Annotated in this window: 32 protein-coding genes; 21 read left to right on the top strand and 11 right to left on the bottom strand. The window is 69.2% G+C overall.

The annotated features are described in order from the left end of the window. Window positions 1-33: 33 nt before the first annotated feature. Window positions 34-639 carry a glycine zipper 2TM domain-containing protein gene (locus DM480_RS10355; RefSeq protein WP_115378793.1) on the top strand — a complete coding sequence of 202 codons (606 nt, stop codon included), beginning with the start codon at window positions 34-36 and terminating at the stop codon, window positions 637-639. Window positions 640-818: 179 nt separating this feature from the next. Here the strand turns inward: DM480_RS10355 and DM480_RS10350 are convergent, their stop codons facing one another. After that, window positions 819-1046: a hypothetical protein gene (locus DM480_RS10350; RefSeq protein WP_405053264.1), complete on the bottom strand. Its 228-nt coding sequence runs from the start codon at window positions 1044-1046 to the stop codon at window positions 819-821. 145 nt (window positions 1047-1191) lie between these two features. Here DM480_RS10350 and DM480_RS10345 point away from each other — a divergent pair, with 145 nt between their 5' ends. From DM480_RS10345 to DM480_RS10320, 6 genes are read left to right on the top strand one after another with little or no spacing between them, the layout of a single operon-like run. Then, entirely contained in the window at window positions 1192-1914 is a 723-nt protein-coding gene (locus DM480_RS10345; protein ID WP_115381156.1) for a hypothetical protein, read from the top strand. Window positions 1915-1974: 60 nt separating this feature from the next. Next, window positions 1975-2349, top strand: coding sequence for a fluoride efflux transporter CrcB (crcB, locus tag DM480_RS10340; RefSeq protein ID WP_115378789.1), 375 nt, complete (start codon window positions 1975-1977; stop codon window positions 2347-2349). Continuing rightward, complete coding sequence (locus DM480_RS10335; protein WP_115378787.1) at window positions 2346-3446, top strand: RluA family pseudouridine synthase; 1101 nt, start codon at window positions 2346-2348, stop codon at window positions 3444-3446. The genes crcB and DM480_RS10335 overlap by 4 nt, the downstream gene beginning before the upstream one ends. A gap of 5 nt (window positions 3447-3451) precedes the next feature. Then, on the top strand, window positions 3452-4105 hold the full coding sequence (locus DM480_RS10330; RefSeq protein ID WP_115378785.1) for an HAD-IA family hydrolase: 654 nt from the start codon (window positions 3452-3454) through the stop codon (window positions 4103-4105). After that, a complete protein-coding gene (locus DM480_RS10325; RefSeq protein WP_115378783.1) occupies window positions 4102-4320 on the top strand; it encodes a hypothetical protein in 219 nt (72 codons plus the stop codon). The genes DM480_RS10330 and DM480_RS10325 overlap by 4 nt, the downstream gene beginning before the upstream one ends. Further along, the gene (locus tag DM480_RS10320) at window positions 4317-5006 is read left to right on the top strand and encodes an ATP12 family chaperone protein (RefSeq protein WP_115378781.1); all 690 of its coding nucleotides are present in this window, start codon (window positions 4317-4319) and stop codon (window positions 5004-5006) included. Before DM480_RS10325 ends, DM480_RS10320 begins: the two co-directional genes overlap by 4 nt. Window positions 5007-5019: 13 nt before the next feature. On the opposite strand, the gene gmk is transcribed toward DM480_RS10320, so the two are convergent. The 5 genes from gmk to DM480_RS10295 all read right to left on the bottom strand — a co-directional run bounded on the left by gmk (window position 5020) and on the right by DM480_RS10295 (window position 8575). Continuing rightward, window positions 5020-5667 carry a guanylate kinase gene (gmk, locus tag DM480_RS10315; protein ID WP_115378779.1) on the bottom strand — a complete coding sequence of 216 codons (648 nt, stop codon included), beginning with the start codon at window positions 5665-5667 and terminating at the stop codon, window positions 5020-5022. Between the two features lie 102 nt (window positions 5668-5769). Beyond that, window positions 5770-5973 (bottom strand): hypothetical protein, encoded by a 204-nt coding sequence (locus DM480_RS10310; RefSeq protein ID WP_115378777.1) that lies wholly within the window; start codon window positions 5971-5973, stop codon window positions 5770-5772. After that, complete coding sequence (locus DM480_RS10305) at window positions 5970-6182, bottom strand: hypothetical protein (protein WP_115378775.1); 213 nt, start codon at window positions 6180-6182, stop codon at window positions 5970-5972. The genes DM480_RS10310 and DM480_RS10305 overlap by 4 nt, the downstream gene beginning before the upstream one ends. Before the next feature lie 79 nt (window positions 6183-6261). Further along, a complete protein-coding gene (gene fumC, locus DM480_RS10300) occupies window positions 6262-7653 on the bottom strand; it encodes a class II fumarate hydratase (protein WP_115378773.1) in 1392 nt (463 codons plus the stop codon). Between the two features lie 436 nt (window positions 7654-8089). Continuing rightward, window positions 8090-8575 (bottom strand): SspB family protein, encoded by a 486-nt coding sequence (locus DM480_RS10295; protein WP_115378771.1) that lies wholly within the window; start codon window positions 8573-8575, stop codon window positions 8090-8092. 77 nt (window positions 8576-8652) lie between these two features. On the opposite strand from DM480_RS10295, the gene hisB reads away from it, so the two are divergent. The 9 genes from hisB to DM480_RS10255 all read left to right on the top strand — a co-directional run bounded on the left by hisB (window position 8653) and on the right by DM480_RS10255 (window position 14518). Next, window positions 8653-9240, top strand: a complete 588-nt coding sequence (hisB, locus tag DM480_RS10290) for an imidazoleglycerol-phosphate dehydratase HisB (protein ID WP_115381154.1) — start codon at window positions 8653-8655, stop codon at window positions 9238-9240. 13 nt (window positions 9241-9253) lie between these two features. Further along, the gene (locus DM480_RS10285) at window positions 9254-9571 is read left to right on the top strand and encodes a YciI family protein (protein ID WP_115378769.1); all 318 of its coding nucleotides are present in this window, start codon (window positions 9254-9256) and stop codon (window positions 9569-9571) included. Next, window positions 9568-10185 carry an imidazole glycerol phosphate synthase subunit HisH gene (gene hisH, locus DM480_RS10280; RefSeq protein WP_115378767.1) on the top strand — a complete coding sequence of 206 codons (618 nt, stop codon included), beginning with the start codon at window positions 9568-9570 and terminating at the stop codon, window positions 10183-10185. Before DM480_RS10285 ends, hisH begins: the two co-directional genes overlap by 4 nt. Next, window positions 10182-10928, top strand: coding sequence for a 1-(5-phosphoribosyl)-5-[(5-phosphoribosylamino)methylideneamino]imidazole-4-carboxamide isomerase (hisA, locus tag DM480_RS10275; protein WP_115381152.1), 747 nt, complete (start codon window positions 10182-10184; stop codon window positions 10926-10928). Before hisH ends, hisA begins: the two co-directional genes overlap by 4 nt. A 130-nt stretch (window positions 10929-11058) precedes the next feature. Further along, window positions 11059-11832 carry an imidazole glycerol phosphate synthase subunit HisF gene (gene hisF / locus DM480_RS10270; protein ID WP_115378765.1) on the top strand — a complete coding sequence of 258 codons (774 nt, stop codon included), beginning with the start codon at window positions 11059-11061 and terminating at the stop codon, window positions 11830-11832. Between the two features lie 35 nt (window positions 11833-11867). After that, on the top strand, window positions 11868-12023 hold the full coding sequence (locus tag DM480_RS18255; protein WP_198665797.1) for a hypothetical protein: 156 nt from the start codon (window positions 11868-11870) through the stop codon (window positions 12021-12023). 47 nt (window positions 12024-12070) lie between these two features. After that, complete coding sequence (locus DM480_RS10265; protein WP_115378763.1) at window positions 12071-12382, top strand: phosphoribosyl-ATP diphosphatase; 312 nt, start codon at window positions 12071-12073, stop codon at window positions 12380-12382. A gap of 12 nt (window positions 12383-12394) precedes the next feature. Continuing rightward, on the top strand, window positions 12395-12772 hold the full coding sequence (locus DM480_RS10260; RefSeq protein ID WP_115378761.1) for a histidine triad nucleotide-binding protein: 378 nt from the start codon (window positions 12395-12397) through the stop codon (window positions 12770-12772). Window positions 12773-12898: 126 nt separating this feature from the next. Beyond that, window positions 12899-14518, top strand: coding sequence for an amino acid permease (locus DM480_RS10255; protein ID WP_115378759.1), 1620 nt, complete (start codon window positions 12899-12901; stop codon window positions 14516-14518). A gap of 78 nt (window positions 14519-14596) precedes the next feature. On the opposite strand, the gene DM480_RS10250 is transcribed toward DM480_RS10255, so the two are convergent. Further along, on the bottom strand, window positions 14597-15595 hold the full coding sequence (locus DM480_RS10250; RefSeq protein WP_115378757.1) for an adenosine kinase: 999 nt from the start codon (window positions 15593-15595) through the stop codon (window positions 14597-14599). Between the two features lie 110 nt (window positions 15596-15705). On the opposite strand from DM480_RS10250, the gene DM480_RS10245 reads away from it, so the two are divergent. Beyond that, a complete protein-coding gene (locus tag DM480_RS10245) occupies window positions 15706-16374 on the top strand; it encodes an EI24 domain-containing protein (RefSeq protein WP_115381150.1) in 669 nt (222 codons plus the stop codon). Beyond that, window positions 16371-16742 (top strand): hypothetical protein, encoded by a 372-nt coding sequence (locus DM480_RS10240; protein WP_115378755.1) that lies wholly within the window; start codon window positions 16371-16373, stop codon window positions 16740-16742. The genes DM480_RS10245 and DM480_RS10240 overlap by 4 nt, the downstream gene beginning before the upstream one ends. A gap of 8 nt (window positions 16743-16750) precedes the next feature. Here DM480_RS10240 and DM480_RS10235 read toward each other — a convergent pair whose 3' ends face one another. Further along, window positions 16751-17671: an alpha/beta hydrolase gene (locus DM480_RS10235; protein ID WP_232833956.1), complete on the bottom strand. Its 921-nt coding sequence runs from the start codon at window positions 17669-17671 to the stop codon at window positions 16751-16753. Next, window positions 17650-18684 carry a tRNA epoxyqueuosine(34) reductase QueG gene (gene queG / locus DM480_RS10230; RefSeq protein ID WP_198665796.1) on the bottom strand — a complete coding sequence of 345 codons (1035 nt, stop codon included), beginning with the start codon at window positions 18682-18684 and terminating at the stop codon, window positions 17650-17652. Before queG ends, DM480_RS10235 begins: the two co-directional genes overlap by 22 nt. 56 nt (window positions 18685-18740) lie before the next feature. On the opposite strand from queG, the gene DM480_RS10225 reads away from it, so the two are divergent. The 3 genes from DM480_RS10225 to DM480_RS10215 are packed head-to-tail and all read left to right on the top strand — an operon-like array spanning window position 18741 to window position 22212. Continuing rightward, entirely contained in the window at window positions 18741-19688 is a 948-nt protein-coding gene (locus DM480_RS10225) for an ABC transporter ATP-binding protein (RefSeq protein WP_115378753.1), read from the top strand. Beyond that, window positions 19685-20932: an ABC transporter permease gene (locus tag DM480_RS10220; protein WP_115378751.1), complete on the top strand. Its 1248-nt coding sequence runs from the start codon at window positions 19685-19687 to the stop codon at window positions 20930-20932. Before DM480_RS10225 ends, DM480_RS10220 begins: the two co-directional genes overlap by 4 nt. 44 nt (window positions 20933-20976) lie before the next feature. Next, a complete protein-coding gene (locus DM480_RS10215) occupies window positions 20977-22212 on the top strand; it encodes a cytochrome P450 (RefSeq protein WP_115378749.1) in 1236 nt (411 codons plus the stop codon). 966 nt (window positions 22213-23178) lie between these two features. Here the strand turns inward: DM480_RS10215 and DM480_RS10210 are convergent. Together DM480_RS10210 and DM480_RS10205 are read right to left on the bottom strand one after the other, a co-directional pair. Further along, window positions 23179-24372, bottom strand: a complete 1194-nt coding sequence (locus tag DM480_RS10210) for an IS91 family transposase (RefSeq protein WP_115378748.1) — start codon at window positions 24370-24372, stop codon at window positions 23179-23181. A 6-nt stretch (window positions 24373-24378) separates the two neighbouring features. Further along, window positions 24379-25287 (bottom strand): tyrosine-type recombinase/integrase, encoded by a 909-nt coding sequence (locus tag DM480_RS10205; protein ID WP_115378746.1) that lies wholly within the window; start codon window positions 25285-25287, stop codon window positions 24379-24381. Window positions 25288-25688: the final 401 nt, after the last annotated feature.

The following is a 25688-nucleotide window of genomic DNA, read 5'->3' as shown; positions in this document are numbered from 1 at the left end:
GTTTTCCTGGCATGCATTGAGAAGGAGAGTTTGATGCGTACCGCTTTTCTCACCGCGGCGCTCGCCGCGACCACGATCGGCGCCATCCCCGTCGCGGCGCAGGACACGCCGTGGCAGGCGAACCGTGAATATCGCAAGGAAGTCCGCGACGCGCAGCGCGACTATCGCCGCGACGTGCGCAACGCCGATTCGCCCCGCGACATCCGCGATGCGCAGCGCGATTACCGCGACCAGGTCCGCGATGCCCGCAAGGATCGCCGCGAGGACCTGCGCGACATCCGCCAGGATCGCCGTGATGATTATCGCCGCGACGATTATCGCACCTGGCGCAGCTACGACTACAATCGCCTGCCGCCGGGCCAGCGCGCCTATTATGCCGACCGTTACTACCGCGACGGCCGCTATTACCAGCCGCGCCGGCTGACCCGCAACGACCGCATCTACCGCGGTAACGACGGCCGCTATTATTGCCGCCGTTCGGATGGCACGACGGGCCTCATCATCGGTGGCCTCGCCGGCGGTGCGCTCGGCAATGTCATCGCCGGCGGCGGCTCGCGCCTGCTCGGTACGGTGATCGGCGGCGCCGGCGGCGCGCTGCTCGGCCAGTCGGTCGACCGCGGCCAGGTCGTCTGCCGCTAAGCGGACAGGCTTCGGCTAAGATGGGGGCTCGGCGCGCGACCGCCGGGCCCCTCCGCCGTGCGTATGTCCGGAAATTCGCCAGGGCGAATTTCGTGACGGTGCCGGCCCGCTCCCCCTCCCGGCCACCACAAGGTATCCTCGATGGGTGGCCGGGAGGGGGAGCGGGCCGGCACCGCGACTCAGATGATTCCGCCGCCTAGGCTCAGCCGGACCGCGAAGATGACGATCAGGATCAGGTTGAGGTTGCGCCCGCCGTTGCTCGACGACAACGCGCCAACCGCCGCGCCGACGACCCCGATCGGGATCACCAGCCAGTTGAGCCAGCCCAGCAACGGCACGAACGCGACCAGCCCCAGCACCAGCGTGACGACACCGATCAGCACGGAAATGATGTTCAGCATGGCCATCACATGGCCCCGTTCCCCGCCAGTGCAAGGGCCCCGTGCCGATCCGATCCATCCCATGTCCCGCCCCGGCACGGTAAAGGCGGCGATCACCATTAACCACGCTTGTCGCTTGTTCCTTAGCGGCGCGCGCGCCACGATCCCCGCCGTGTCCCCGACTCTCGCCTTGCTCCTCCTTGCCCTGCCGCTCGCCGCCTGCGCCAAGCCCGCCGCGACGCAGCAGGATCTGGACAGCCTCGACCGCGAACTGACCGAAGGGGCAAAGCCCGTCAACCAGCACGACCCGGCGCTCACCGCGGCGCTGCGCGACCAGATCATGGTCGATCCGGCGATGACGCAATCGGCCAACACCAACGTCGTCCGTCCGCCCAGCCGCCCGGATGCGGGATCGGTGCCCCCCGACGACGCCGGCGCCCGCCCCGACGGCGTACGCAGCGCCGACCTGAAGGCGACGCCGCCGGCAAAGGCCGACTGCCCCGAATGCCGCAAGGCGAACGGCGCGCTGACGCTCGGCGAACTCGCCCGCCGCCAGTCGCCGATGACCGCCGACTGCGCGCGCAACGTCAGCTATTCCGCCACCTGGGCCAACCGCCTGCCCGCCGCCGTACCGCTCTACCCCGACGCCCGCGTCGTCGAGGCGGCCGGCAACGATGCCTGCGGCCTGCGCGTCGTCAGCTTCGCTAGCGCCGCCCCGCTCGGCCGCATCCTCGACTGGTATAACGCCCGCGTCACCCGCGCCGGCTATGCCGCGGAACATCAGGCGGATGGGAACCGCCACGTGCTCGGCGGCACGCACGGCGACGCCGCCTTCGTCCTCTACGCCAGCCCCCGCCCCGGCGGCGGGACCGACGTCGACCTGGTGACGCGCTGAGCGAGGGATGCTCGCGCCGGGCATTTCCCTTTGCGCGCCAATTCCGGTAGGGGGCGGGGCATGCCTCTCCTTCTCGTCATGTTCGGCGGCGCGCTGGGCAGCGGCGCGCGGCACCTCATGGGCCGTGCCACGCTCGCTGTGTTCGGCCCCGCCTTTCCCTATGGCACGCTCTCGGTGAACCTGATCGGCGGCCTGCTGATGGGGCTGCTCGTCGGCAATCTGGCGCGCTTCGGCACCGGCGGGGAGAGTTGGCGCCTGCTGCTCGGCGTCGGCGTGCTCGGCGGTTTTACCACCTTTTCGTCCTTCTCGCTCGATACGGTGACGATGATCGAACGCGGCGCGCTGCCGCTCGCGCTCTTCTACGTTCTCGTCTCGGTGATCGGCTCGATCCTCGCGCTCGCCGGCGGCCTCGCGCTGGCGCGGGGGGTGGCATGACCGACGCCGTCCGCCAGTTCACCGTCGACCTCGACGACGACGGCATCCGCCTCGATCGCTGGTTCAAGCGGCATCTGCCCGACACCAGCTTCACCGTCGTCGCGAAATGGGCGCGCACCGGTCAGTTGCGCGTCGACGGCGCGCGCGCCACGCCGGGCGACCGCATCGCTGCCGGCCAGGTGCTGCGCGTCCCCCCGGCGGAGGCAGCCCCCGCGGCCACGACGCCGCGCCCGCAGCGCGACCGTACGCCGCTGACCGAGGATCAGGTCGCCTTCGCCCGCGAGATGGTCATTCATAAGGATGCGCAGGCGCTCGTCCTCAACAAGCCGCCCGGCCTCGCCACGCAGGGCGGCACCAAGACGGTCGAGCATGTCGACGGCCTGCTCGACGCGCTCCAGTTCGACGGCGAAAGCCGGCCGAAGCTGGTCCACCGCCTCGACAAGGACACCAGCGGCGCGCTGCTGATCGCCCGCACTAGCCGGGCCGCCGCCTTCTTTGCCAAGGCATTTTCGGGCCGCACCGCGCGCAAGGTCTATTGGGCGCTCGTCGTCGGCGTCCCCTCGATCGACGACGGCATGGTCGACCTGCCGATCGCCAAACAGCCCGGCACCGGCGGCGAAAAGATGCACGTCGACGAGGAGAACGGCCAGCCGTCGCGCTCGCGCTACCGTGTCATCGAGCGCGCGGGCAACCGCTGCTGCTGGGTCGAACTGCAACCCTTCACCGGCCGCACGCACCAGCTGCGCGTCCACATGGCGGCGATCGGCCACCCGATCGTCGGCGACGGCAAGTACGGCGGTCCCGCCGCCTTCCTCACCGGCGGGATCAGCCGCAAGATGCACCTGCACGCGCGCCGCATCCGCGTCGACCATCCCGACGGCGGTACGCTCGACCAGGTCGCCGATCTGCCGACGCACTTCGCCGAAAGCCTCGCCAGCCTCGGCTTCGAGACGGCGCAGGGCGATGCCATGCCGCTGGAGGAACCGAAGAAGGGCCCACCGCCCAAGGCCGTTCTAAAACAGCGCGCCAGGGCGCACGCCAAGTCGATGCGCAAGGAACATCGCGGCGAACGCCGCCGCCGCGGCAGCCGGGACTGATCGCGGTGCCGCGGCTCGCCGTGTTCGACTGCGACGGCACGCTCGTCGACAGCCAGGCCAACATCTGCCAGGCGATGGAGGCGGCGTTCGCGATCGCCAACCGCCCCCCGCCGCCACGCGCCGCGATCCGCCGCATCGTCGGTCTCAGCCTCGTCGAGGCGCTGCACGCCCTGTTGCCGGAAGAGGACGACGCGACGCACAGCCGCATGGCCGCCGATTACAAGCAGGCGTTCTTCGACCTGCGCACCAGCGGCGACATGGCGGAAGAGCCGCTCTTCGACGGAATCGCCGAGGTGATCGCCCGGCTCGCCGCGGACGGCTGGCTGCTCGGCGTCGCGACCGGCAAGTCCGATCGCGGCCTGGCGCACGTACTCGCCCATCACGGCCTGACGCAGCGCTTCGTCACGCTCCAGACCGCGGATCGCCATCCGTCGAAGCCCGACCCCGCGATGCTGCTCGCCGCAATGGCGGAAGCCGGCGCGGCGCCGCACGAAACCGCGATGATCGGCGACACTAGCTTCGACATGGCGATGGCCAGGGCCGCCGGCGCGCGTGCCGTCGGCGTCGCCTGGGGCTATCATGATCGGGATGATCTCGCCCGCGGCGGCGCGGACGTGGTCGCAGAGACGGTCGATGCGCTGCCAGGGCTGCTCGCATGACGCCGGAGGACGCCAAGGCGATGCGCCGCTGGCTGGCGCTCGTCGCGATTCGCCTCGCCGGGACCGCGGGCGCGGTGTTCGGCATGATCCTCGCCGCGCGCACCCACGACATACCGGTCAAGATCCTCGGCATCGCCATCGTCCTGTCGGCGCTCGCCGTCATCGCGATCGTGCCCGCCAGCCTCGCGCATCGCTGGCGCAGCCCCGACGCATGAAGCGGTTCTGGGCTCAGGCGAGTGTCGACGCGAACCGCGTCGTAATGCTGGATGGACGTCCGGTGCGCACTCCCGGTCGCACGCCGCTGACGCTGCCGACCGATGCGCTGGCGCATACGGTCGCGGGCGAGTGGAATGCCGTCGGCGACACGCTCGATCCGCGCGCGATGCCGCTCACCGGGCTCGCCAATGCCGCGATCGATCGCATCGCGCCCGACCCCGCCGCCTTCGCCGCGGGCCTCGCCGCCTACGGTGAAAGCGACCTGCTCTGTTACCGTGCCGCCGATCCCGAACCGCTCGTCGCGCGGCAGGCGGCGGCATGGGACCCGTGGCTCGACTGGGCGCGCGGGCGGTACGACGTGCATTTCGCGGTGACGGCAGGCATCCTCCATACGCCGCAACCCGCCGCCACGGTGCACCGGCTGACCGAAGCGGTTGCCGCGCTCGACGCCTTCCACCTCGCCGGCCTGTCGCCGGTCGTGACGATCACCGGATCGCTCGTGCTCGCACTCGCCCTCGTCGAAGGGGCAAGCGACGCGGACACGCTCTGGCGCGCCGCGAACGTCGACGAGGATTGGCAGGCCGATCACTGGGGCCACGACCCGCTCGCCGCGCAGGCGCGCGAAACGCGGCGGCGCGATTATGACGCGGCGGTACGGTTTCTCGCGGCGCTCGACCCCGCCTGACGCCAGCGTCGGTTCAGCGTGTCAGCTTGCGGATGAAGCCGATCAGCCCGGTCTGCCGCGACCGCTTCAGCCGTTCGGCGGCTAGGATCGTGCGCACGCCCGTGAAGCATTGCTCGACGTCGTCGTTGACCAGGACATAGTCATAGCCGTCCCAATGGCTGACCTCGTTCGTCGCGCGCGCCATCCGCGCCTCGATCACCTCGGCGGAATCGGTGTTGCGGTTGGTCAGTCGCGACCGCAGTTCCTCCATCGACGGCGGGAAGATGAACACACGCACCACGTCGCCGCCCGCGATCTGGAACAGCTGCTGCGCGCCCTGCCAGTCGATGTCGAACAGCACGTCCTTGCCCGCCGCCAGCATCGCCTCGACCTGCGCGCGCGGCGTGCCGTAACGGTGGTTGAAGACGTGCGCCCATTCCAGGAACTCGTCCTCCGCCACCATGCGACGGAATTCCTCGAGGTCGACGAAATGGTAATCCCTGCCCTCGACCTCGCCGGGGCGCATCGGCCGCGTCGTCGCGGACACCGACATCGCCAGTTCCGGATCGGCGGCGAGCAATTTGCGCGCGATCGTCGACTTACCCGCGCCCGAGGGGGAGGACAGGACGAACAGGACTCCGCGACGCTTGAAATTGTGCGGGTCAGGTGGGGTCGTCGGCATGCGTGCTAGTGGCGCGCGAAGGCCGCAGGCGTCAAGCACCCGCGGCCTGTTGCACTGCGGAAAAATATTCGGCCGTGCCCAGTGCACGCCCGAAGCGCGGCGTCAGATCACGCTGCGCTTCGCCATCTTCCGGCGATCGTACGCCTTCTTGGCGACATAGCCGCTGCCGATCAGCATGCCGAGCGGCCCCATGCGGCGCAGCACGCCGGCGGCGACCGCGCCGGCAACCGCGCCCTTGACGCCGTCCGAACCCTGACGACGGTCCAGCTCGCGCCCGACGAGCGCTCCGATAATCTTGCCGATCATGCCTCTGCCTCTCCGAAAACCTGGTTCTTGAGTTCCGCCGCGCCGCGCAGCACGGCCCAGCCGACCGCATAGGTCACCACCACGGGCAGCACGACCTTCAGCACGTTGGCGGTCACCGCACCGATGATCGCGCCATCCGCGACGCCATCGTCGCCGGACATTGCATCGATCGCGCCGCCGATCAGCGCGCCGAGTGTTGTTGCGCTCATGAATGCCTCCCGTATTCGCCCGCGTCCAATTCGCGACGCAGCGAAGTTGTTCCGGAAACGGTCCTTTATCGATCGCCCCTTATCGGCCGACCATGGCCGCTGGCCGTACCAGCCGGTCGAACATCGCCGCATCGACCAGACCCAGCGCGAGCCCCGCCTCTTTCAGCGTGCCGCCGGTCGCATGCGCATGCTTGGCGATCTTCGCGGCATTGTCGTAGCCGATCTCCGGCGCCAGTGCGGTGACGAGCATCAGCGACCGGTCGACCAGCTCGACGATCCGCGCTTCGTTCGCGCGCATCCCCGCCACCGTCCGCGCGGCGAAACTCTCCATCCCGACGCTCAGCAGGTCGATGGAGCGTAGCACGTTCGCGCCGATCAACGGCTTGAACACGTTGAGCTCCATATGCCCCTGCAGCCCGCCGACGGTGACCGCAACGTTGTTGCCCATCACCTGCGCGGCAACCATCGTCAGCATTTCGGCCTGCGTCGGGTTGACCTTGCCGGGCATGATCGAACTTCCCGGCTCGTTCGCGGGCAGCTCCAGCTCGCCCAGGCCAGAGCGCGGGCCGGAGCCGAGCAGGCGGATGTCGTTCGCGATCTTGGTGAGCGCGACCGCCAGCACATTCAGCGTGCCGTGCAGGTCGACGAGTCCGTCGTTCGACGCCAGCGCCTCGAACGTGTTGGGTGCGGTGACGAAGGGAATGCCGGTCAGCCCGGCGATTTCTGCCGCCATGTCCTCGGCGAAACCCGACGGTGCGTTGAGCCCGGTGCCGACCGCGGTGCCGCCCTGCGCCAGCGGCAGGATGTTGCGCTTCACCGTTCCTTCGATCCGGTCGCGCGCATTGGCGAGCTGCTGGACGTAGCCGGAAAACTCCTGCCCCAGCGTCAACGGCGTCGCGTCCTGCAGATGCGTGCGGCCGATCTTGACGATGCCGTCCCACGCCTTCGCCTTGGCATCGAGCGCATCGTGCAACGTAGCCAGTGCGGGCAGCAGCCGGTCGCGTACCGCCAACGCCGCCGCGACGTGCAGTGCGGTCGGAAAACTGTCGTTCGACGACTGGCCGCGATTGACGTCGTCGTTGGGATGCACCGGCGCCTTGCCGCCCCGCGTCCCCGCCAGCTTCTCGTTGGCGCGGCCGGCGATCACCTCGTTGACGTTCATGTTGGACTGCGTGCCCGAACCCGTCTGCCAGATGACGAGCGGGAACTGGTCGTCGAGCATGCCGGCGACGATCTCCGCCGCCGCCGCCTCGATCGCGTCCGCCTTGTCCGCGGCCAGGCCATGCCGGCGGTTCACCCGCGCCGCCGCCTGCTTCACGATCGCCAGCGCATGGACGATCCCGATCGGCATCCGCTCGCGCGCGTGGAAAGGAAAATTCTCCAGGCTCCGCTCGGTCTGCGCGCCCCAATAGGCGTCGGCGGGAACCTCGATCGGGCCGATCGAATCGGTTTCGGTGCGGGTGTCGGTCATGATGGAGGAACCGGCGGCGGCGGGGTTGGTTGCCGGGCGATCTGGGGACGGCATCGTGTTCCGCCCCCTCCTTTGTCATCCCGGCGAACGCCGGGACCCATGAAAGCGCTCGGCCAGCGATGGCGCGACCCGTCAGCGTCCCGAGTCCATGGGTCCCGGCGTCCGCAGGGACGACGAAGGAGGGACGAAGAGCGCCACACCCCCACACGTCATTCCCGCGCAGGCGGGAATCCAGACGCGCTGCCGGTGCTGAGATTCGCGGACGTCTCCGGGTCTGGATCTCCGCCTCCGCGGGGATGACGGAGCATGGAGAACCACCCCACGCCGTCACGGGAGTAAATCCCGTGACGTCGAAGCTCGGCCGCTGGCCGAGCCCGGCCGGCGGGGCGCGTCGCTTGCGCGACCGCGATTTAGTCGTGACTAAATCGCTCGCGCCCTATTTCTTCCGCTTGAAATCCACGCTGACGACGTTCGACCCGTCCTCCACCGGCGTCACCGTCGGGCCATCGTTCTCCGCCTCTTCGTGCGGCTCGGGGCCGTCGTCCGGATCCTCGGTCGCCTGGAAACGCAGTTCGAAATTCACCGCCGGGTCGTGGAAGCCGGTGATCGCCGAATAGGGGATGACGAGCTTCGAGGGCACCTGGTTGAAGCTCAGCCCGACCGAGAATTTGCGCTCGTCGACCGTCAGGTCCCAGAACCGGTTCTGCAGCACGATCGTCATCTCGTCCGGGAAGCGCTCGATCAGCCTTTTGGGGATGTCGACCCCGGGCGCCTGCGTCTTGAACGTGATGTAGAAATGATGGTCGCCGGGCAGCGCGCCCGTTTCGGCCACCGACCCCAGCACGCGACCGACGACGGCGCGCAGCGCCTCCTGGACGATCTCGTCGTAAGGGATCAGGCTATCGGGCAGTCCGTCGGTCATATGCCCCTTGGGTAGCGACTTGCCCAAACCGGTCAAGATTGTGTGTGCCGACACACCCACGTATGGGCCGAACCGACATGCGCACCGCCACGATCAACCGCTCCACCGCCGAAACGCGGATCGACGTCACCGTCAACCTCGACGGCACCGGCGTCTATGCGATCCACACCGGCATCGGATTCCTCGACCATATGATCGAACAGCTGTCGCGCCACGGCCTGATCGATATCGATCTGAAGGTCGACGGCGACCTGCACATCGACGGGCACCACACCGCAGAGGATTCGGCGCTCGCGCTCGGCCAGGCGATCGCCAAGGCCCTGGGCGACAAGCGCGGCATCCGCCGCTACGGCGACGCGCTGTCGCCGATGGACGAGACGCTGACCCGCGTCGCGCTCGACATCTCGGGCCGGCCGTGGCTGGTATGGAAGACGGCGTTCACGATGACGCGGCTCGGCGACCTGGACACCGAGCTGATCGAACACTGGTTCCACAGCTTCGCGCAGACCGCTGGCCTGACGCTGCACGTCGAGACGCTGTACGGGCAGAACAACCACCATATCGTCGAAAGTGCGTTCAAGGGTCTCGCCCGCGCGCTGCGCGCCGCGGTGGAGATCGACCCGCGCAAGGGCGACGCCATCCCCTCGACGAAGGGTATCCTGTAATGGGGGGCATGCTGTGAGCGAACCCTTCGTCCGGACCGATGCGCCTTTGTGCATCGTGTCGCTGCATTATGACGCCCCGCTCGACGCGATCGGTTCGCGCATGGCGGACCATATCGCCTGGTTGCGCCAGGGCTATGACGCGGGCCTGATCCTCGCCTCCGGGCGCAAGGTGCCGCGCACCGGCGGCGTCATCGTCATCCGCGGCGACGCCGCGCGGGTCGAGGCGCTCGTCGCCACCGATCCCTTCGTCGCGAGCGGGCTGGCGCGGGCGGAGGTCACCGCCTTCACCGCGAGCATGGCCGCGCCGGCGCTGGCGGAGATGCTGGCATGACGCTCGCGCTGATCGACATCGAATCGGGTAACCTCCACTCCGTCGCCAATGCGCTCGCCGCGGCGGGCGCGACCGACGTGACGATCACCGCCGACCCCGATGCAATCGCCCGCGCCGACCGCATCGTGCTGCCCGGAGTCGGCGCGTTCGGCGCCTGCGCGGCGAACCTGCGCGCCGTCGACGGGCTGGAGGACGCGCTGCGCGCGGCCGTGTTCGACCGCGCCCGCCCCTTCCTCGGCATCTGCGTCGGCATGCAGCTGATGGCGGAAACGGGCGAAGAGATGGGCATCCACCGCGGCCTCGGCTGGATGAAGGGCCGCGTCCGCCGCCTCGATCCCGGCACGATGCCCGGAACTGCGGCGGCGAAGGTGCCGCACATGGGCTGGAACGACGTGCGCCCCGCCGGCGACCACCCGCTCGTCCCGACGGGCGAGGCCTATTTTCTGCATAGCTACGCCTATGACGGCGAGGACATCGTCGCGACCACCGATCACGCCGGCCCCGTCACCGCCGCGATCGCGCGCGACACGATGCTGGGCGTCCAGTTCCATCCGGAGAAGAGCCAGCGCTACGGCCTGGCGATGCTCGCCACCTTCCTGAAATGGCGTCCATGACCCGCACCGCCCCGCTCATCGTCTTTCCCGCCATCGACCTCAAGGCCGGCCAGGTCGTCCGCCTTGCGGAAGGGGACATGGACCGCGCCACCGTCTATGGCGACGATCCCGCGGCGCAGGCGATGCTGTTCGCCGACGCCGGCGCGCAGCATCTCCATGTCGTCGACCTCGACGGCGCCTTCGCCGGGGAATCGGTCAACGGCGAGGCGGTGCGTGCCATCATCGCGCGCTTCCCCGGCCATGTGCAGCTCGGCGGCGGCATCCGCACCCGCGACAGCGTTGAACGCTGGTTCGACCTCGGCGTGTCGCGCGTCGTCATCGGCACCGCCGCGCTCGAGGACCCGGACTTCGTCCGCGGCGCCGCGCACGATTTCCCCGGCGGCATCGTCGTCGCGGTCGACGCGAAGGACGGCATGGTCGCGACCAAGGGCTGGGCCGACGTCTCCACCACCAGTGTCGTCGACCTCGCACGCCGCTTCGAGGATGCCGGTGTCGCCGCGCTGCTGTTTACTGACGTCGGCCGCGACGGCCTGCTCAAGGGCGCGAACATCGAGGCGACGGTCGACCTCGCCCGCGCCGTGTCGATCCCGGTGATCGCCAGCGGGGGGGTAAAGGGCATCGACGACATCCACCTCCTCGCGATCCATGCCCGAGACGGGATCGAAGGCGTCATCACCGGCCGCGCGCTGTACGACGGCCGCCTCGACCTCGCCGCGGCGCTCAGCGTGGCGGCGGCGGCATGACGATGCGGCACGCGGCGCAGCACAAGCCCCTCCCCTTCAGGGGAGGGGTTGGGGTGGGGGAGTCCGGCTCGTTGTCGCCTACGGCGTCCCCCACCCCTCACCCCTCCCCTGAAGGGGGCGAGGTTCAGCCATGACCGTCCGCGCCCGCGTCATCCCCTGTCTCGACGTCGCGAACGGCCGCGTCGTGAAGGGCGTCAACTTCGTCGACCTGATCGACGCCGGCGATCCGGTCGAACAGGCGCGCGCCTATGACGCGGCCGGCGCCGACGAGCTCTGCTTCCTCGACATCACCGCCAGCGCGGAAGGGCGCGGCACGATCCTCGACGTCGTCCGCCGTACCGCCGCCGTCTGCTTCATGCCGCTAACCGTCGGCGGCGGCGTGCGCACCGCCGACGATGCGCGCGCGCTGCTGCTCGCCGGCGCGGACAAGGTCGCGGTCAATTCCGCCGCAGTGTCCCGGCCGGAGGTCGTCGCCGACATCGCGGAGCGTTTCGGTAGCCAATGCTGCGTCGCCTCGGTGGACGCGCGCCGGTCGGGCGATCGCTGGGAAGTGTTCACGCACGGCGGCCGACGCGCCACCGGCATCGACGCGGTCGACCATGCCGTCCGCCTCGCCGAACTCGGTGCTGGCGAACTGCTCGTCACCTCGATGGACAAGGACGGCACGCGTTCGGGCTACGACCTCGCGCTCGTCCGCGCCATTGCCGACCGCGTCACCGTGCCGGTCGTCGCCAGCGGCGGTGTCGGCGGGCTCGACGACCTCGTCGCCGGGGTGCGCGACGGCCATGCCAGCGCGGTGCTCGCCGCCTCGATCTTCCATTTCGGCGAGGCGAGCATCGCCGACGCGCATGCCGCGCTCGCCGCCGCGGGCATCCCGGTCCGCCGGCCGCTCGCCGCCGGTTAGCGGTTCGGCAAGGCGTCGCGCGCATAAGGGCCGGCATGATCGCGCTCCTGTCCATCGCGGGCGGCCATTCCGGCATCGTCCATCCCCGCACCGCGCCGGCGCTGTCCGACGTCGCGCTGTTCGTCGTCGCGGCGGTCGGCGTCTGGCTCGTCCGCCGCGCGCTGCGCCGTCGCTTCACCAGGAAAGATTGACGCCGGGAACGATTGACGCCGCCACCCCCGCCGCGCCAAGCGGGGACATGGACCCGCTCGACCGCCTCGAAGCCACGATCGCCCGGCGCCGCGGCGCCGATGCCGGCACCTCCTATGTCGCCAGCCTGTTCGCGAAGGGACGCCCCAAGATCGCGCAGAAGGTCGGCGAGGAGGCGACCGAGACGGTCATCGCCGCACTCGCTGAGCCCGAAAAACTCGTGTCGGAAGCCGCCGACCTCGTCTTCCACCTGATGGTGCTGCTCGCCGACGCCGGCCTCGGCCTTGCGGATGTGCGCGCCGAACTCGCCCGGCGCGAGGGCGTCTCGGGCCACGACGAAAAGGCCGCCCGCCCCTCCTGAAGGACGCCCCCGATGCCGATCGACCCCACCCTGCCGTACGACGACCAGAACGTCTTCGCGAAGATCCTGCGCGGCGAGATCCCGTCGAACCGCGTCTACGAAGACGAATGGGCGGTCGCCTTCCACGACATCGCGCCGCACGCGCCGACGCACATCCTCGTCATCCCGCGCGGCCCATATGTCTCGTGGGACGATTTCGCCGCCAAGGGGAGCGAGGCGGAAATTGTCGGCTTCGTCCGCGCGGTCGGCATCGTCGCGCGCCAGCTCGGCCTCGTCGACGGCGGCTATCGCCTGCTCGCCAATATCGGCCGCGACGCCGGCCAGGAAGTGCCGCACCTCCACGTCCACCTCTTTGCCGGCCGCCCGCTCGGCCCCATGCTGGCGCGGTGAGCGGCGCCACGGCCGGGAGCCGACTGCGATAAGGCTATTGCACCCGTATCATTTGCGACTAGGCTCCGCCGCTTCACCATGCGGGGGGCCGGGTAGGCCTCGAACGCAGATGGGGGGATCGCTTACATGATATTCGGGCGCGTCAAGCCACTCGACGCCATCCTTGCCACCGCCGAGAAAAAGGGCCTGCACCGCTCGCTCGGCGCGTTCCAGCTGACCATGCTGGGCATCGGCGCCGTCATCGGCACCGGCATCTTCGTCCTCACCTCCGAAGCCGCGCAGAAGGCGGGGCCGGGCATGCTGCTCAGCTTCCTGGTCGCCGGCTTCATCTGCGCGGTCGCCGCGCTCTGCTATTCCGAGCTCGCCTCGATGGTCCCGGTGTCGGGGTCGGCCTACACCTATACCTATGCGGTGACGGGCGAGATCCTCGCCTGGATGGTCGGCTGGGCGCTGATCCTCGAATATGCGGTCGGCGCGTCCGCGGTCGCAGTCGGCTGGTCGAACCACGCCGTCGGGTTGCTCAACGGCATCGGCTTCCACGTGCCTGCTGCGATCAGCAACGCCGATGCGCTGATGGCGCACATGTACCTCGCCTTCGGCGCGGACCCCAGCCCGGACCTGACGCAGGCGATGGCGGCGGGCGGCTGGGTCAACGTGCCGGCGGTCGTCGTCGTATCGTTCGTCACCTGGCTGCTGATCATCGGCACGACCGAAAGCGCGCGCGTCAACGCCGTGCTCGTCGCGATCAAGATCGCCGCGCTCACCGCCTTCGTGGCGCTGACCATTCCGGTGATTAAGGCGGACAATTTCCACCCCTTCCTGCCCACCGGCATCGGCAATCCGTTCAGCTCGTCGGGGCTCGGCGTACTCGGCGCGGCCGCGTCGATCTTTTTCGCCTACGTCGGCTTCGACGCCGTCTCGACCGCCGCGGAAGAGACGAAGAACCCGCAGCGCAACGTGCCGGTCGGCCTGATCGGCAGCCTCGCGATCTGCACCATCTTCTACATCCTCGTCGCCTCGGGCGCGATCGGGGCGATCGGCGCGCAGCCGGTGACTTCGCTCGCCGGCCAGGTGCTGTCGCCCGGCACGCCGGAAATCGCCGGCCGCTGCGCCGCGATCGTCGCGGGCGGCGCGCTCGAACCGCTCGTCTGCTCCAAGGAGGCGCTGGTCCACGTTCTCGACACGATCAACTGGCCGCTGATCGGCCGTCTTGTCGGCCTCGCCGCGGTGCTGGCACTGCCGTCCGTCGTGCTGATGATGATGTTCGGCCAGACGCGGATCTTCTTCACCATGGCGCGCGACGGCCTGCTGCCCGCCAAACTCGCCTCGGTCCACCCGCGCTATCGCACCCCGCATGTCGTCACGCTGATGACCGGCGTCGCGGCGGCGGTCGCGGCAGCGATCCTGCCGGTCGGCAAGCTCGCCGATTATTCGAACGCCGGTACGCTTTTCGCCTTCTTCATGGTGGCGATTTCGGTGATGGTGCTGCGCCGCACCGATCCGACGCGCAAGCGGCCGTTCCGCACGCCGGCGGTCTACGTCGTCGCGCCGCTCGCGATCCTCGGCTGCGTCGTCCTCTATCTGTCGCTGCCGCTGACCGCGAAGCTCGTTCTGCCCATCTGGGGCGCGATCGGCCTGGTCATCTACTTCGGCTACAGCCGCAGCCGGTCGTACGTCGGGCGCGGCATCATCGACACCGTCGATGATCCCTCGCTCCAGCCCGAAACATCGCGGTCGCTCCACTGAGCGGCCCGGCAGGGCGCATGAAAAAAGGGCCGGTGGAGCGATCCACCGGCCCTTTGCTTTTGTCGGCGGTTCGCCGGCTCAGCCTACCTTGGCCGCCACCAGCGCCTGCATGTCCACCATCGGGCGGGCGCCGAAATGACTGATGATCTCGGCGGCGCAGATCGCGCCGAGCTTCAGCGATTCCTCCAGCCCCTTGCCGATCGCCTGGCCGTGCAGGAAGCCCGCCGCGAACAGATCGCCCGCGCCCGTCGTGTCGACGACATGGTCGATCGGCTCGGCGGTAACCTCGGCGCGTTCTCCGCGCTGGATCGCGCAGGCGCCGTGCGCGCCGCGCGTCACCACCAGGGTCGGCACCTGCGCGGCGATCTTCGCCGCCGCCGCATCGAAATCCTCGACCTCGGCCAGCGCGGTCAGCTCGTTCTCGTTGGCGAACAGGATGTCGATCAGCCCATCGGCGATCAACGCGCGGAAGTCGCCGCCGTGCCGCCCGATGCAGAAGACGTCGGACAGCGTGAACGCCACACGCCGCCCCGCGCCCCGCGCCGCATCGATCGCGGCACGCATCGCGACGCGCGGCTCTTCCGGATCCCAAAGATAGCCCTCGAGATACAGGATCGCCGCATCGCGGATGATCGACAGGTCCAGCGCGCTCTCGGGCAGGAACTGCGACGCGCCGAGATAGGTGTTCATCGTCCGCTGCCCATCGGGCGTCACGAAGATCAGGCAGCGCGCGGTGGTCGGCTGGCCGGGGCGGACCGCGGTATCGAAATGCACGCCCGCCGCGCGGATGTCGTGCGCGAACACCGCGCCCAGCTGGTCGTCGGCGACCTGCCCGATGAAGGCGGTGCGCCCGCCGAGCGCCGCGATGCCGGCGACGGTGTTCGCCGCCGATCCGCCCGACACCTCGCGCCCCGGCCCCATCTTAGCATAAAGCGCATCCGCGTCCTCGGGCGAGAACATCAGCTGCATCGATCCCTTGGCGACGCCGATCTCCGCGATGAACGCATCGTCGGCCTGGGACAGGATGTCGACGATCGCATTGCCGATCGCGACCACCTCGAAACGGGGCTGGGTCAAGGTAGGGGAAGCTCCGAAAATAGGGATAAAGCGGCTCCCTACCGCCCTTTGTCCCGCCGCGCGAGCCCCCCGCTTGACGCATCCCGCAGCCCGCGCCACCTGCGATGGCGATGATCCGCGCGCTCGTGCTCACGCTCCGCCAGCTCGGCGACCCCGCGATCCTGCGCGTCCTCGCCAAGTCGCTGGCGCTCACGCTGCTGCTGTTCGTCGCGCTCGGCGCGGGGCTGTACGTCCTACTCGATCATCTGCTGGCCGGCTGGGATGCGGCGCGGGGGCTGGCTGCGGTCGCCGCCGTCGCGATCGAATTGCTGGCGGGCTGGCTGCTGTTCCGCATCGTCGGGATCGCGGTGATCGGCCTGTTCGCCGACGATGTCGTCGCCGCGGTGGAGGCGCGGCATTACCCCGCCGCCTTCGCCGCCGCGCGTCCGGTCGGCATGGTCCGCGCCGCGCGCATGGGGCTCGCCTCCGCGCTCCGTGCCGCGCTCGTCAACCTCGTCATGCTGCCCGTCTATATCGCGCTGCTGTTCACCGCAGTCGGTCCGGTCGTCGCCTTCACCGCCGTCAATGCTTGGCTGCTCGGCCGCGACCTCGGCGACATGGTCGCCAGCCGCCATATCGACGATGCGACGATGCGGGGCTGGCGCAGGGCGACCGTCGGCCCGCGCTTCGTACTGGGGCTTGTCGCGACCGGGTTGTTCGTGGTTCCGCTGCTCGGCCTGCTCGCGCCGATCGTCGGCGCGGCGATGGCGACGCATCTGTTCCACGGGGGGAAGGCATGAAGGTCCGGATCGCGCTGGCATCGGCGCTCGTGCTCGCGGCGTCGGGCTGCGCCGCGCCCGGCGTCGTCGCGCCGCCCGTCGCGAACCGCGCGGTCGTCCCCTACACCAATGTCGGGCTCGAACGCGTCATCGGCCAGAATGCCGCCGGCCTCGCCGCGCTGTTCGGCCAGCCCGATGCCGACACGCGCGAAGGCCCTGCGCGCAAGCTGCAGTTCGCCGGCCCGATCTGCGTGCTCGACGCCTATCTCTACCCGAAGGACGGCGGCGAACAGCGCGTCACCTATCTCGACGCGCGCGAACCCGACGGCAGCACCATCGACCGCGCCAGCTGCGTTGCCGCTCTCACCCGCCGCGACGGCGGCAAGTAAAGCGGGCCTCAGCCCACCTCCGCCAGAAACCCGTCGATCCGCGCCAGCACCGCCAGCCGCCGCGCATCCGCCTCGCGCAGCAGTTCATGCCCCTGCCCCGGATAGACCTCCACCTCGGCCCGCGGCAGCCGCGCGGCGGTGCGCAGGATCGCACGCCGGCCGACGATCGGGTCGCGCTCCGACACCAGCAGCAGCAACGGCGTCGCCACCGCCTCCAGCCGGCTCGCGCGCAACCGCGCCAGCGACCGGCACGCCGCCTGCGTCCATCCCCAGCTCGGCGCGCCCGATGCGATGGCCGGCGTCGTCGTCTTCCACCAGACCTTGTCCGCCTGCCGCTCCGGGCAGGCGGTCATCCGGCCGCCGACGTTGCCCGCATCGCCCTCCCACACGCGCCGCTCGGCCCGGCCCGCCGCAACTGCGCCGCGCGCCGCCAGTCCGATCGCACGCGTCCCCAGCGGCCCCGCGCGGATGCCCAGCATCGGCGCCGCCAGCACCGCCGCATCCAGCGCCACGCCCCGCTCGGCGAGCAGCCGCAGCAACAAATGCCCGCCCATCGAATGCGCCACCGCGACATGCGGGCCCGCGCCTGTACGCCACTCCGCCATGAAACCGGCGAGATCGTCCAGCAGCGGCTCGAAACTGTCGAGGTGATTGACCATCGGATCGGCGAGCAGCCGCCCCGACCCGCCCTGCCCGCGCCAGTCGAACCCCGCGACGCTCCACCCCTGCCCACGCCAATGCGCCATCGCCTCCAGGTATTTCTCCGCGAAATCGCCGCGCCCGCCCAGGAATAGCAGCCGTCCCCGCGGGCCCGCGACCGGCCAGTCGAACGCGCGCAGCGGCCATCCGTCCGCCGCCGGCCAGCTATGGAACGTCATGCCCTCCGGATGTCGCCGCCGGTCGATCGTCACAGCCGCGCCAGCGCCCATCGCGCCGCCTCCGCCACCACGGCATCCGCGTCGTCGACCAGCCGCGTCAGCGCGGGCTTCAGCGATGCCGCCCCACTGTTCCCCGCCGCGATCGCCGCGTTGCGCACCATCCGGTTCCGCCCGATCCGCTTGATCGGCGATCCGGCGAACACCTGCCGGAACCCTGCATCGTCCAGCGCGAGCAGGTCGGCGAGATGCGGCACGGTCAGCTCGGCGCGCGGCTGGAACGCGATGTTCGCCGCCGCGGCGGCGGCGAACTTGTTCCAGGGGCATACCGCCAGGCAATCGTCGCAGCCGTAGATGCGGTTGCCGATGCCCTCGCGGAATTCCTCCGGGATCGGCCCGGCATGCTCGATCGTCAGATAGGATATGCACCGCCGCGCATCGAGCCGGAACGGCGCCGGAAAGGCATCGGTCGGGCACGCCCGCTGGCACGCATCGCACGACCCGCAACTCTGCCGCATCGCCGCATCCGGCCAAAGCTCCAGCGTCGTGTAGATCGCGCCCAGGAACAGCCAGCTGCCATGCTCGCGACTGACGAGGTTGGTGTGCTTGCCCTGCCACCCCAGCCCCGCCGCCTCCGCCAGCGGCTTTTCCATCACCGGCGCAGTGTCGACGAACACCTTGAGGTCGCATCCCGCCTCCTGCGCCAGCCACCGGCCAAGCGCCTTCAGCGCCTTCTTGACGACGTCGTGATAATCGCCGCCCTGTGCGTAGACGGAAATGCGCCCGACCTCGCCGACGCCCTCCAGCCGCAGCGGATCGGCGGCGGGGGCATAGCTCATGCCGAGCGAGATGACGCTGCGCACCGCCGGCCACAGCCCCGCCGGCGCCTCGCGATGATGCGCGCGTTCCGCCATCCAGATCATGTCGCCGTGCTGCTCCTCGGCCAGCCACTGGCGCAGCCGCTCGGCGGTGCGGGGCGCGGCATCGGCCTGCGTGATCCCGCATGCGACGAAGCCCAGCTCCGCCGCCTTGGCCCTGATCCGATCTTCCAGCTTGTCCTGCGGCACGCGCGCCCGCTACCACATCCCCGCGCCGCATCGAAGGCGGGATAAACGGGGGCAGGGTGAGCGAAGGCAATCTGGCGATATCCGCCCAAGGTCTGGTCAAGAGGTTCGGCGAGCGGCGCGTCGTCGACGGCGTCGACCTCGCCGTGCCGCGCGGCGCGATCTACGGCGTGCTCGGCCCCAATGGCGCGGGCAAGACGACGACATTGCGCATGCTGCTCGGCATCATCGAACCCGACGAGGGACGCCGCGCCGTCTTCGGCCTCGACGCGCCGCGCGACGCCAGCGACCGCATCGGCTATCTGCCCGAGGAACGCGGCCTCTACCCCGCGATGAAGGCGCGCGAGGCGATCGCCTTCATGGGCGCGTTGCGCGGTCTCGACTGGAAGACCGGCCGGGTCCGCGCCGCGGAGATGATGGAGGCGGCCGGCCTCGGCCACGCCATCGACCAGAAAATCCGCAAATTGTCGAAGGGCATGGCGCAGCTGGTGCAATTGCTCGGCAGCGTTGTCCACCGCCCCGACCTGCTCGTCCTCGACGAGCCTTTCTCCGGCCTAGACCCCGTCAACCAGGAGAAGCTGGAGGCGCTGATCCTCGCCGAGCGCGATCGCGGCGCGACGATCCTGTTCTCGACGCACATCATGGCACATGCCGAGCGGATCTGCGACCGGCTGGCGATCATCGCGAGCGGCAAGCGCCGTTTCGAAGGCACGGTGGACGAGGCGCGCGCTACCTTGCCGCAGCAGGTACGCTACACGCCCGCGCATCCCGGGATCGACCTCGCCACACTGCTGCCCGCCGATGCGGAAAGCGACGGGCGGGCATGGCGCTTCCAGCTGCCACCGCAGGGCATCGAACCGCTGCTCGTCACGCTGATCGAGCGCGGCCACGGCATCGCCGGCCTGTCAATCGAGCGCCCCGGCCTGCACGACGCCTTCGTCCGCATTGTCGGCCAGGCGGCGGCCGGCAACGTCACCCACGCCGAACCCGCGGGAGCCTTCGCATGACCCTCGCCCGCACCCTGCGCCAGGCACTGACCATCGCGCGCCGCGACTTCACCGCCACCGTCTTCACCCCGATCTTCCTCCTCTTCCTCTTCGCCCCGCTCATCATGGGTGCGTTCGGGGCGGTCGGCGGCATGGGCGCGGCCAGCGTCGCGGATGCGCGCGCGGACAAGGCGCGGATCGTCGCGATCGTCCCCGCCGCCGCGACGCGCGCCGTCACCGCCGCCGACGATCGCCTGCGCACGGCCTTCCGCCGCGACGAGGAACAGCCGCCCGCGCTCGTCACGCTCGCCCCCGACGGCCGCGGCGAGGCGCAGGCGCGCGCCGCCTTCGACGCAAAGGGCTATGAGGCGAGCGCCGTGCTCTACGGTCCGCTCGATGCGCCGCGCATCCTTTACGGGTCACGCGGCAAGCGCGCCGCCGACTATCTCGGCCTCCTCGCCGGCGACGCGCTCGCCGCGCAGCGGCTCGGCGGCGCGCTGCCTCGCGTCACCGTCACCAAGACGCCCGTCACCGGATCGCGCGCGGGCGGCGGCGCGGCGAGCTACCGCCAGTCCGCCTCCTTCGCGGTCTTCGGCGTCTTCCTCTTGAACCTCTTCCTCGCCAGCCAGGTCGTCGGCACGATGGCCGAAGAGCGCAACAACAAGGTGATCGAGGTGCTCGCCGCCGCGGTCCCGCTCGAAAGCGTGTTCCTCGGCAAGCTGCTCGGCATGTTCGGCGTCGCGATCCTGTTCGTCGGCTTCTGGGCGACGATCGTCGCCAAGCTCGGCACCTTCCTGCCCCCCGACGTCGCGCGCGCGCTCGCGCTGCAGACCGCGGTCGGCCTGCCCGCCTTCGGCCTGTTGTTCTTCACCTATTTCACCATGGCCTATCTGCTGCTCGGCTCCGCCTTCCTCGTCGTCGGCGCGCTCGCCTCGTCCCCGCGCGAGATCCAGATGCTGTCGCTGCCCATCTCGATCATCCAGATGGCGATGCTCGCGCTCGCGCTTGCCGGCACCGCGCATCCCGACAGCGCGATCGGCTGGCTCGCGCGCATCTTCCCTTTGTCCTCGCCCTTCGCGATGGCAGGACGCGCGGCGACCGAGCCTGCGCTCTGGCCGCATCTCGCGGCGATCGCGTGGCAGCTCCTGTGGGTTTCGCTGTTCATCACCGTCGGCGCGCGGCTGTTCCGCCGCGGCGTCCTCCAGTCGGGCAGCGCCAAGCCGCGCTGGTTCCGGCGCAAGCCCGCAGCCACGCCCTTGACGTAACCGGCAACAGGGTTTCTCTTCGGTCAAAAGACAGGAGAGGACCCATGGCCACTCACGCGACGGAGGCCGCGGCCGCGGTCGACCCGCTCGACGTCAGCCGCGCCGCGCTCTACCGCGACGACTGCTGGCACGCGCCCTTCCGCACGCTGCGCGAGACCGCGCCGGTCTATCGCTGCGAACACAGCGACTACGGCGCCTATTGGTCCGTCTCGACCTACAAGCCCATCGTCGAGGTCGAATCGCTCCCCGACGTCTATTCCTCCGAAGCCGGCGGCATCACCATCGCCGACATGCCGCCCGACCAGACGGTCCGCCTGCCGATGTTCATCGCGCGCGACCGTCCCGTCCACACCGGCCAGCGCCGCACCGTCGCCCCCGCCTTCACCCCGTCGGAAATGGTGCGCATGTCCGCCGACATCCGCACGCGCACCGCAGAAGTGCTCGATGCGCTTCCCTGGGGCGAGACGTTCGACTGGGTCGACCGCGTGTCGATCGAGCTGACGACGCAGATGCTCGCCATCCTGTTCGACTTCCCCTGGGCGGACCGGCGCAAGCTCACCTTCTGGTCCGACTGGGCCGGCGATATCGAGCTCGTCAAGAACGAGGCGACACGCAAGGAACGTCTCGCCCACATGTACGAATGCGGCGCCTATTTCACCGAGTTGTGGAACGCCAAGGTCGGCAAGCCGCAGACGCCCGACCTCATCTCGATGATGATCCATTCGGACGCGATGGCGCACATGGATACGCACGAATTCATCGGCAATCTGATCCTGCTGATCGTCGGCGGCAACGACACGACGCGCAACACCATGTCCGCACTCGCCTATGGCCTGAACCTCTACCCCGACGCGCGCGCGCAGCTGGAGGCGGACCCCGCGCTCATCCCCAATGCGGTGCAGGAACTGATCCGCTGGCAGACCCCGCTCGCGCACATGCGCCGCACCGCGACGCGCGACACCGAACTGATGGGGCAGCGTATCGCGGCGGGCGACAAGCTAATCCTCTGGTACCTCTCCGCCAATCGCGACGAGAGCGTGTTCGGCCCGGACGCCGACGCGATCCGCGTCGACCGCCTCAACGCCCGCCGCCACCTCGCCTTCGGCCACGGCATCCACCGCTGCGTCGGCGCACGCCTCGCGGAACTGCAGGTGGGCGTGCTGCTCGAGGAGATGGCGAAACGCCGCATGCGCGCCGTCGTCGACGGCGAACCGGACCGCGTCGCCGCCTGCTTCGTCCACGGCTATCGCCGGATGCCGGTCCGGCTGGAGCGCTATTGACGGGTTGCTTTCCGGACGTGTTCGTGTTATGTTCCAAAGAAATTGGAGACCCGCTCTTTCCCATCGTCAGCAACTTCAGAAAGCGAAGCGCAAGACGCCCCGCTCGCCACCCCGTCATTCCCGCGGACGCGGGAATCCAGAGCCGCTGACGCTTCGATTAAAGGGATGCCGCGTTGGCGATAGCCGACGTTTGGAAACGTCTACTTGCGGAAGCTGACTGCGTACGGGCATTCTGCTTTCGACCACTAGCGGACATTCGTCACGCTAGGTTTGGACTTCAATCCGTGCTAACTGAGACCTTCGATGCTGACTAACCTCGCAGTCGTTCTGGGAACTCTTGCCCTGATATGCGTAGTGGCTTGGCGCGCGAACGCGACTTTGCCGGCTGGGCGGTTGCCGATGGGGCGCACGGACGGAGCGAACACAAACCGCTTGCTCGTCCTGTTGCAGGCGCCGCTGTTGCTAGTAGTAGCTCTGCTCTTGGTCGCTCTGAAAGGCGCTGTCGAAGGAGCTCAGTCAGCCGACGACATCTTAGCGCCATTTCCTCTCGGGTTCCTTTCAGTTGTGACGCTGATTTGCCAGCAGGCGCAGCTATGGGGAGTACGAAGGATCATGCGAAAGCATCATCCTACGGCGTGACCGGTCATGTAAGCTGTATGTCCGCTCACCTGAAGGGTTTCGGGCGCCGGCAGGCGTACGAAAGTCTTGGAAGCCCGAACCCGCGGGCCGCAGGCGGTGCGCTATGGGGTTTTCGGTTTCCGGCCTGCTGGGATGCGCAGCAACACGGCATATGTGGACGCGCCCCTGAAGGTGGACCGTCCGGAATCGGGTGGGCAGGATGGGTTCACCTTGGGGGCAGCCCGGTAACGGCCGACGTGGTCAGCGCTCTGGCGGCGGTCGGCACGGATGACACCGTTTCCGCAAGCACCCGCGCTGCGGAGTATGTTGTCCTCGGGCCGTGCCGGGTCACGACGCCTGCATCCCGGATAGAAGATCATGGTCCGGCGGTGCGCGGGGCTGACACTGGCGCTCGAAGGTTTCTACGATGACCATGCGCCCGCCGCAGCAGGGGCATGGCGGCCGTATGTCGTCCGGCTCGGCCCGCGCGTCGGGCGCCGCGGGCGCTGCAACACCGAGCAGTTGGCGTACTCGTTCGAGATGCGCCTTGCGGGTGGCGCCGGCGAGCAGGCCGTAGTGACGGATGCGGTGGAAGCCCTTTGGCAGAACGTGGAGCAGGAAGCGGCGGATGAACTCGTCGGCGGCCAGCGTCATGACCTGCTGGCGGTCAGCGCCACCCCGGCGGTAATCCTTATAACGGAAGGTGACGCCGGTCTGGTCGAAGCGAAGGAGCCGGCTGTTCGAGATCGCCACACGGTGGGTGTAGCGTGACAGATAGGCGAGCACCGTCTCCGGTCCGGCAAACGGTGGTTTGGCATAGACCACCCAGCGCTTCTTCCGGACCGGGGACAGATGCCGCAGGAATGCGCGCCTGTCGGTGAGATGGCCGAGGTTGCCATAGAAGGCGAGCCGCCCGGTCTCGTGGAGTACCATCAACCGGGTCAGGAACAGGCGGCGGAACAGCTTGCCGAGAACGCGGACGGGTAGCAGGAACGCCGGCCGTGACGAGATCCAGCGGTTGCCGTCCGTTGACAACCCACCGCCCGGCACGATCATGTGAATGTGCGGGTGATGGGTCATCGCCGAACCCCATGTGTGAAGCACGGCCGTGATGCCGATGCGGGCGCCGAGGTGCTTCGGGTCGGCGGCGATGGTTGTCATCGTCTCGGACGCTGCCTGGAACAGCAGCCCGTAGACCGCTGCCTTGTTCTGCCACGCTATGTCGGCGACCTCGGCGGGCAACGTGAAGACAACATGGAAGTACCCGACCGGCAACAGATCAGCCTCACGCTCGGCAAGCCATGTACGCGCGGCCGCGCCCTGGCACCGCGGGCAGTGCCGGTTCCGGCAACTGTTATAGGCAACCCGCCAGTGCCCGCAGTCATTGCAGGCCTCGACGTGACCGCCCATGACGGCGGTACGGCAGGTTTCTATCGCCGACATGACCTTGAGCTGGTCGAGGCTCAGATGCCCGGCATGGGCGGTCCGGTATACGGGACCGGCAGCGCGGAAGATGTCGGCGACCTCGAAAGAGGCACGCATGCCCGCTCAGCCGCTCGGCGTTCTCGCTTCTCTGGCGGCCGTGGCGAGCCGGTCGAACGGGCTGGTGACGTTGCGCAGCACCCGGGTGGCGACCTGCGTATAATAGGCGGTGGTTTCCAGCTTCGCGTGCCCCAGCAGCGTCTGGATGATGCGGACGTCGATACCGTCCTCGAGCAGATGCGTGGCGAAGCAGTGCCGCAGCGTGTGCGGTCCAACCCGCTTGCCGATGCCCGCCGCCACGCTCGCCTCTACGACGATACGGTGCAACTGCCGCGTGCTGATCGGCTTGAGATAGTGCTGGCCGGGGAACAGCCAGCCATCGACGTGCAACACGCCCTCCCGCCGACCGACCCGCCACCATTCCCGCAACAGCGCCAGCAGCCCGGCCGGCAGCATCGCGTTGCGATACCGTCCGCCCTTGCCGCGCTCGACCCGGAGCAGCATTCGCTCGCTGTCGATGTCGCGGACCTTGAGCGCGGCGATCTCGGACGCGCGCAACCCCGCGCCATAGGCGACGGACAGCGCTGCCTGATGCTTCAGGCACGTAGTCGCCGCCAGCAGCCGCGCCACCTCGTCCTGGCTCAGCACCACCGGCAGTTTGCGCACGTGCCGCATGCGGACCAGCTTGCGCGCCAGGTCCGGGCGGTCGAGCGTCTGCGTGAAGAAGAAGCGCAACGCCGACACGATGGCGTTCATGGTCGGCGCCGGCACGCCCAGGTCACATTGCTCGATCTGGAAGCGCCGCACCTCCTCTTCCGTTGCGGTATCGGGCGACCGCCCCAAGAACGTCGCGAACCGCCCGACGTCGCGGATATAATTGCGCTGCGTCTCGTGGCCGAACCGGCGTATGTCCATCTCGTCAATGAGACGCTGGCGTAGCGGGCTGACGGCAACAACGGGTATGAGGATGGTCATGGCAGGGCTCCTTTCTTGGAACCCCGATGCTCTGCCCGCCGCCCGCAGCGCTCAACCGACGCGCTACGACCGCGATGTGACCTCAACCGCGCAACACACGACCCTCCCGCGCAGCGGGTTCGTGCATCCACGATCACCGGACACTCGCGGCGGCGGCCGGCTGAACGTCCGCTTTCGCCCTAATTGCGGACGTTCGCGACGATTGAGATGCCTCGGTCGCGCTGCTCATTGTGCCGCTCCTTGTCGATGATGGGAGGAGCGGATAACTTGGCTGGATGGCAGGCAATCGCAGACCGATCAAACACGGCTGGGTAATTGTGGCAGCAGTGGCCGCCGCTCTAACCTTATTCGTGGGCTGGGAAATTCAAACAGGGACTGCTTACCACAAGACTGGTGGACCT

Source organism: Sphingomonas sp. FARSPH (assembly GCF_003355005.1).
GTDB lineage: Bacteria > Pseudomonadota > Alphaproteobacteria > Sphingomonadales > Sphingomonadaceae > Sphingomonas.
This window is presented reverse-complemented; position numbering and strand designations above follow the sequence as displayed.

Excerpts from the sequence above, each read along its gene's own strand:
- DM480_RS10335 (WP_115378787.1), top strand. The coding sequence starts at position 2,346 with ATGACCGACGCCGTCCGCCAGTTCACCGTCGACCTCGACGACGACGGC.
- DM480_RS10210 (WP_115378748.1), bottom strand. The coding sequence starts at position 24,372 with ATGCGTGCCTCTTTCGAGGTCGCCGACATCTTCCGCGCTGCCGGTCCC.
- DM480_RS10295 (WP_115378771.1), bottom strand. The coding sequence starts at position 8,575 with ATGACCGACGGACTGCCCGATAGCCTGATCCCTTACGACGAGATCGTC.
- DM480_RS10320 (WP_115378781.1), top strand. The coding sequence starts at position 4,317 with ATGAAGCGGTTCTGGGCTCAGGCGAGTGTCGACGCGAACCGCGTCGTA.
- hisH (WP_115378767.1), top strand. The coding sequence starts at position 9,568 with ATGACGCTCGCGCTGATCGACATCGAATCGGGTAACCTCCACTCCGTC.
- fumC (WP_115378773.1), bottom strand. The coding sequence starts at position 7,653 with ATGACCGACACCCGCACCGAAACCGATTCGATCGGCCCGATCGAGGTT.
- DM480_RS10245 (WP_115381150.1), top strand. The coding sequence starts at position 15,706 with ATGATCCGCGCGCTCGTGCTCACGCTCCGCCAGCTCGGCGACCCCGCG.
- DM480_RS10305 (WP_115378775.1), bottom strand. The coding sequence starts at position 6,182 with ATGAGCGCAACAACACTCGGCGCGCTGATCGGCGGCGCGATCGATGCA.
- hisA (WP_115381152.1), top strand. The coding sequence starts at position 10,182 with ATGACCCGCACCGCCCCGCTCATCGTCTTTCCCGCCATCGACCTCAAG.
- DM480_RS10350 (WP_405053264.1), bottom strand. The coding sequence starts at position 1,046 with ATGGCCATGCTGAACATCATTTCCGTGCTGATCGGTGTCGTCACGCTG.
- DM480_RS10325 (WP_115378783.1), top strand. The coding sequence starts at position 4,102 with ATGACGCCGGAGGACGCCAAGGCGATGCGCCGCTGGCTGGCGCTCGTC.
- DM480_RS10355 (WP_115378793.1), top strand. The coding sequence starts at position 34 with ATGCGTACCGCTTTTCTCACCGCGGCGCTCGCCGCGACCACGATCGGC.
- DM480_RS10310 (WP_115378777.1), bottom strand. The coding sequence starts at position 5,973 with ATGATCGGCAAGATTATCGGAGCGCTCGTCGGGCGCGAGCTGGACCGT.
- DM480_RS10240 (WP_115378755.1), top strand. The coding sequence starts at position 16,371 with ATGAAGGTCCGGATCGCGCTGGCATCGGCGCTCGTGCTCGCGGCGTCG.
- DM480_RS10205 (WP_115378746.1), bottom strand. The coding sequence starts at position 25,287 with ATGACCATCCTCATACCCGTTGTTGCCGTCAGCCCGCTACGCCAGCGT.
- DM480_RS10235 (WP_232833956.1), bottom strand. The coding sequence starts at position 17,671 with ATGGGCGCTGGCGCGGCTGTGACGATCGACCGGCGGCGACATCCGGAG.
- gmk (WP_115378779.1), bottom strand. The coding sequence starts at position 5,667 with ATGCCGACGACCCCACCTGACCCGCACAATTTCAAGCGTCGCGGAGTC.
- DM480_RS18255 (WP_198665797.1), top strand. The coding sequence starts at position 11,868 with ATGATCGCGCTCCTGTCCATCGCGGGCGGCCATTCCGGCATCGTCCAT.
- DM480_RS10260 (WP_115378761.1), top strand. The coding sequence starts at position 12,395 with ATGCCGATCGACCCCACCCTGCCGTACGACGACCAGAACGTCTTCGCG.
- DM480_RS10255 (WP_115378759.1), top strand. The coding sequence starts at position 12,899 with ATGATATTCGGGCGCGTCAAGCCACTCGACGCCATCCTTGCCACCGCC.
- crcB (WP_115378789.1), top strand. The coding sequence starts at position 1,975 with ATGCCTCTCCTTCTCGTCATGTTCGGCGGCGCGCTGGGCAGCGGCGCG.
- hisB (WP_115381154.1), top strand. The coding sequence starts at position 8,653 with ATGCGCACCGCCACGATCAACCGCTCCACCGCCGAAACGCGGATCGAC.
- DM480_RS10265 (WP_115378763.1), top strand. The coding sequence starts at position 12,071 with ATGGACCCGCTCGACCGCCTCGAAGCCACGATCGCCCGGCGCCGCGGC.
- DM480_RS10220 (WP_115378751.1), top strand. The coding sequence starts at position 19,685 with ATGACCCTCGCCCGCACCCTGCGCCAGGCACTGACCATCGCGCGCCGC.
- DM480_RS10215 (WP_115378749.1), top strand. The coding sequence starts at position 20,977 with ATGGCCACTCACGCGACGGAGGCCGCGGCCGCGGTCGACCCGCTCGAC.
- hisF (WP_115378765.1), top strand. The coding sequence starts at position 11,059 with ATGACCGTCCGCGCCCGCGTCATCCCCTGTCTCGACGTCGCGAACGGC.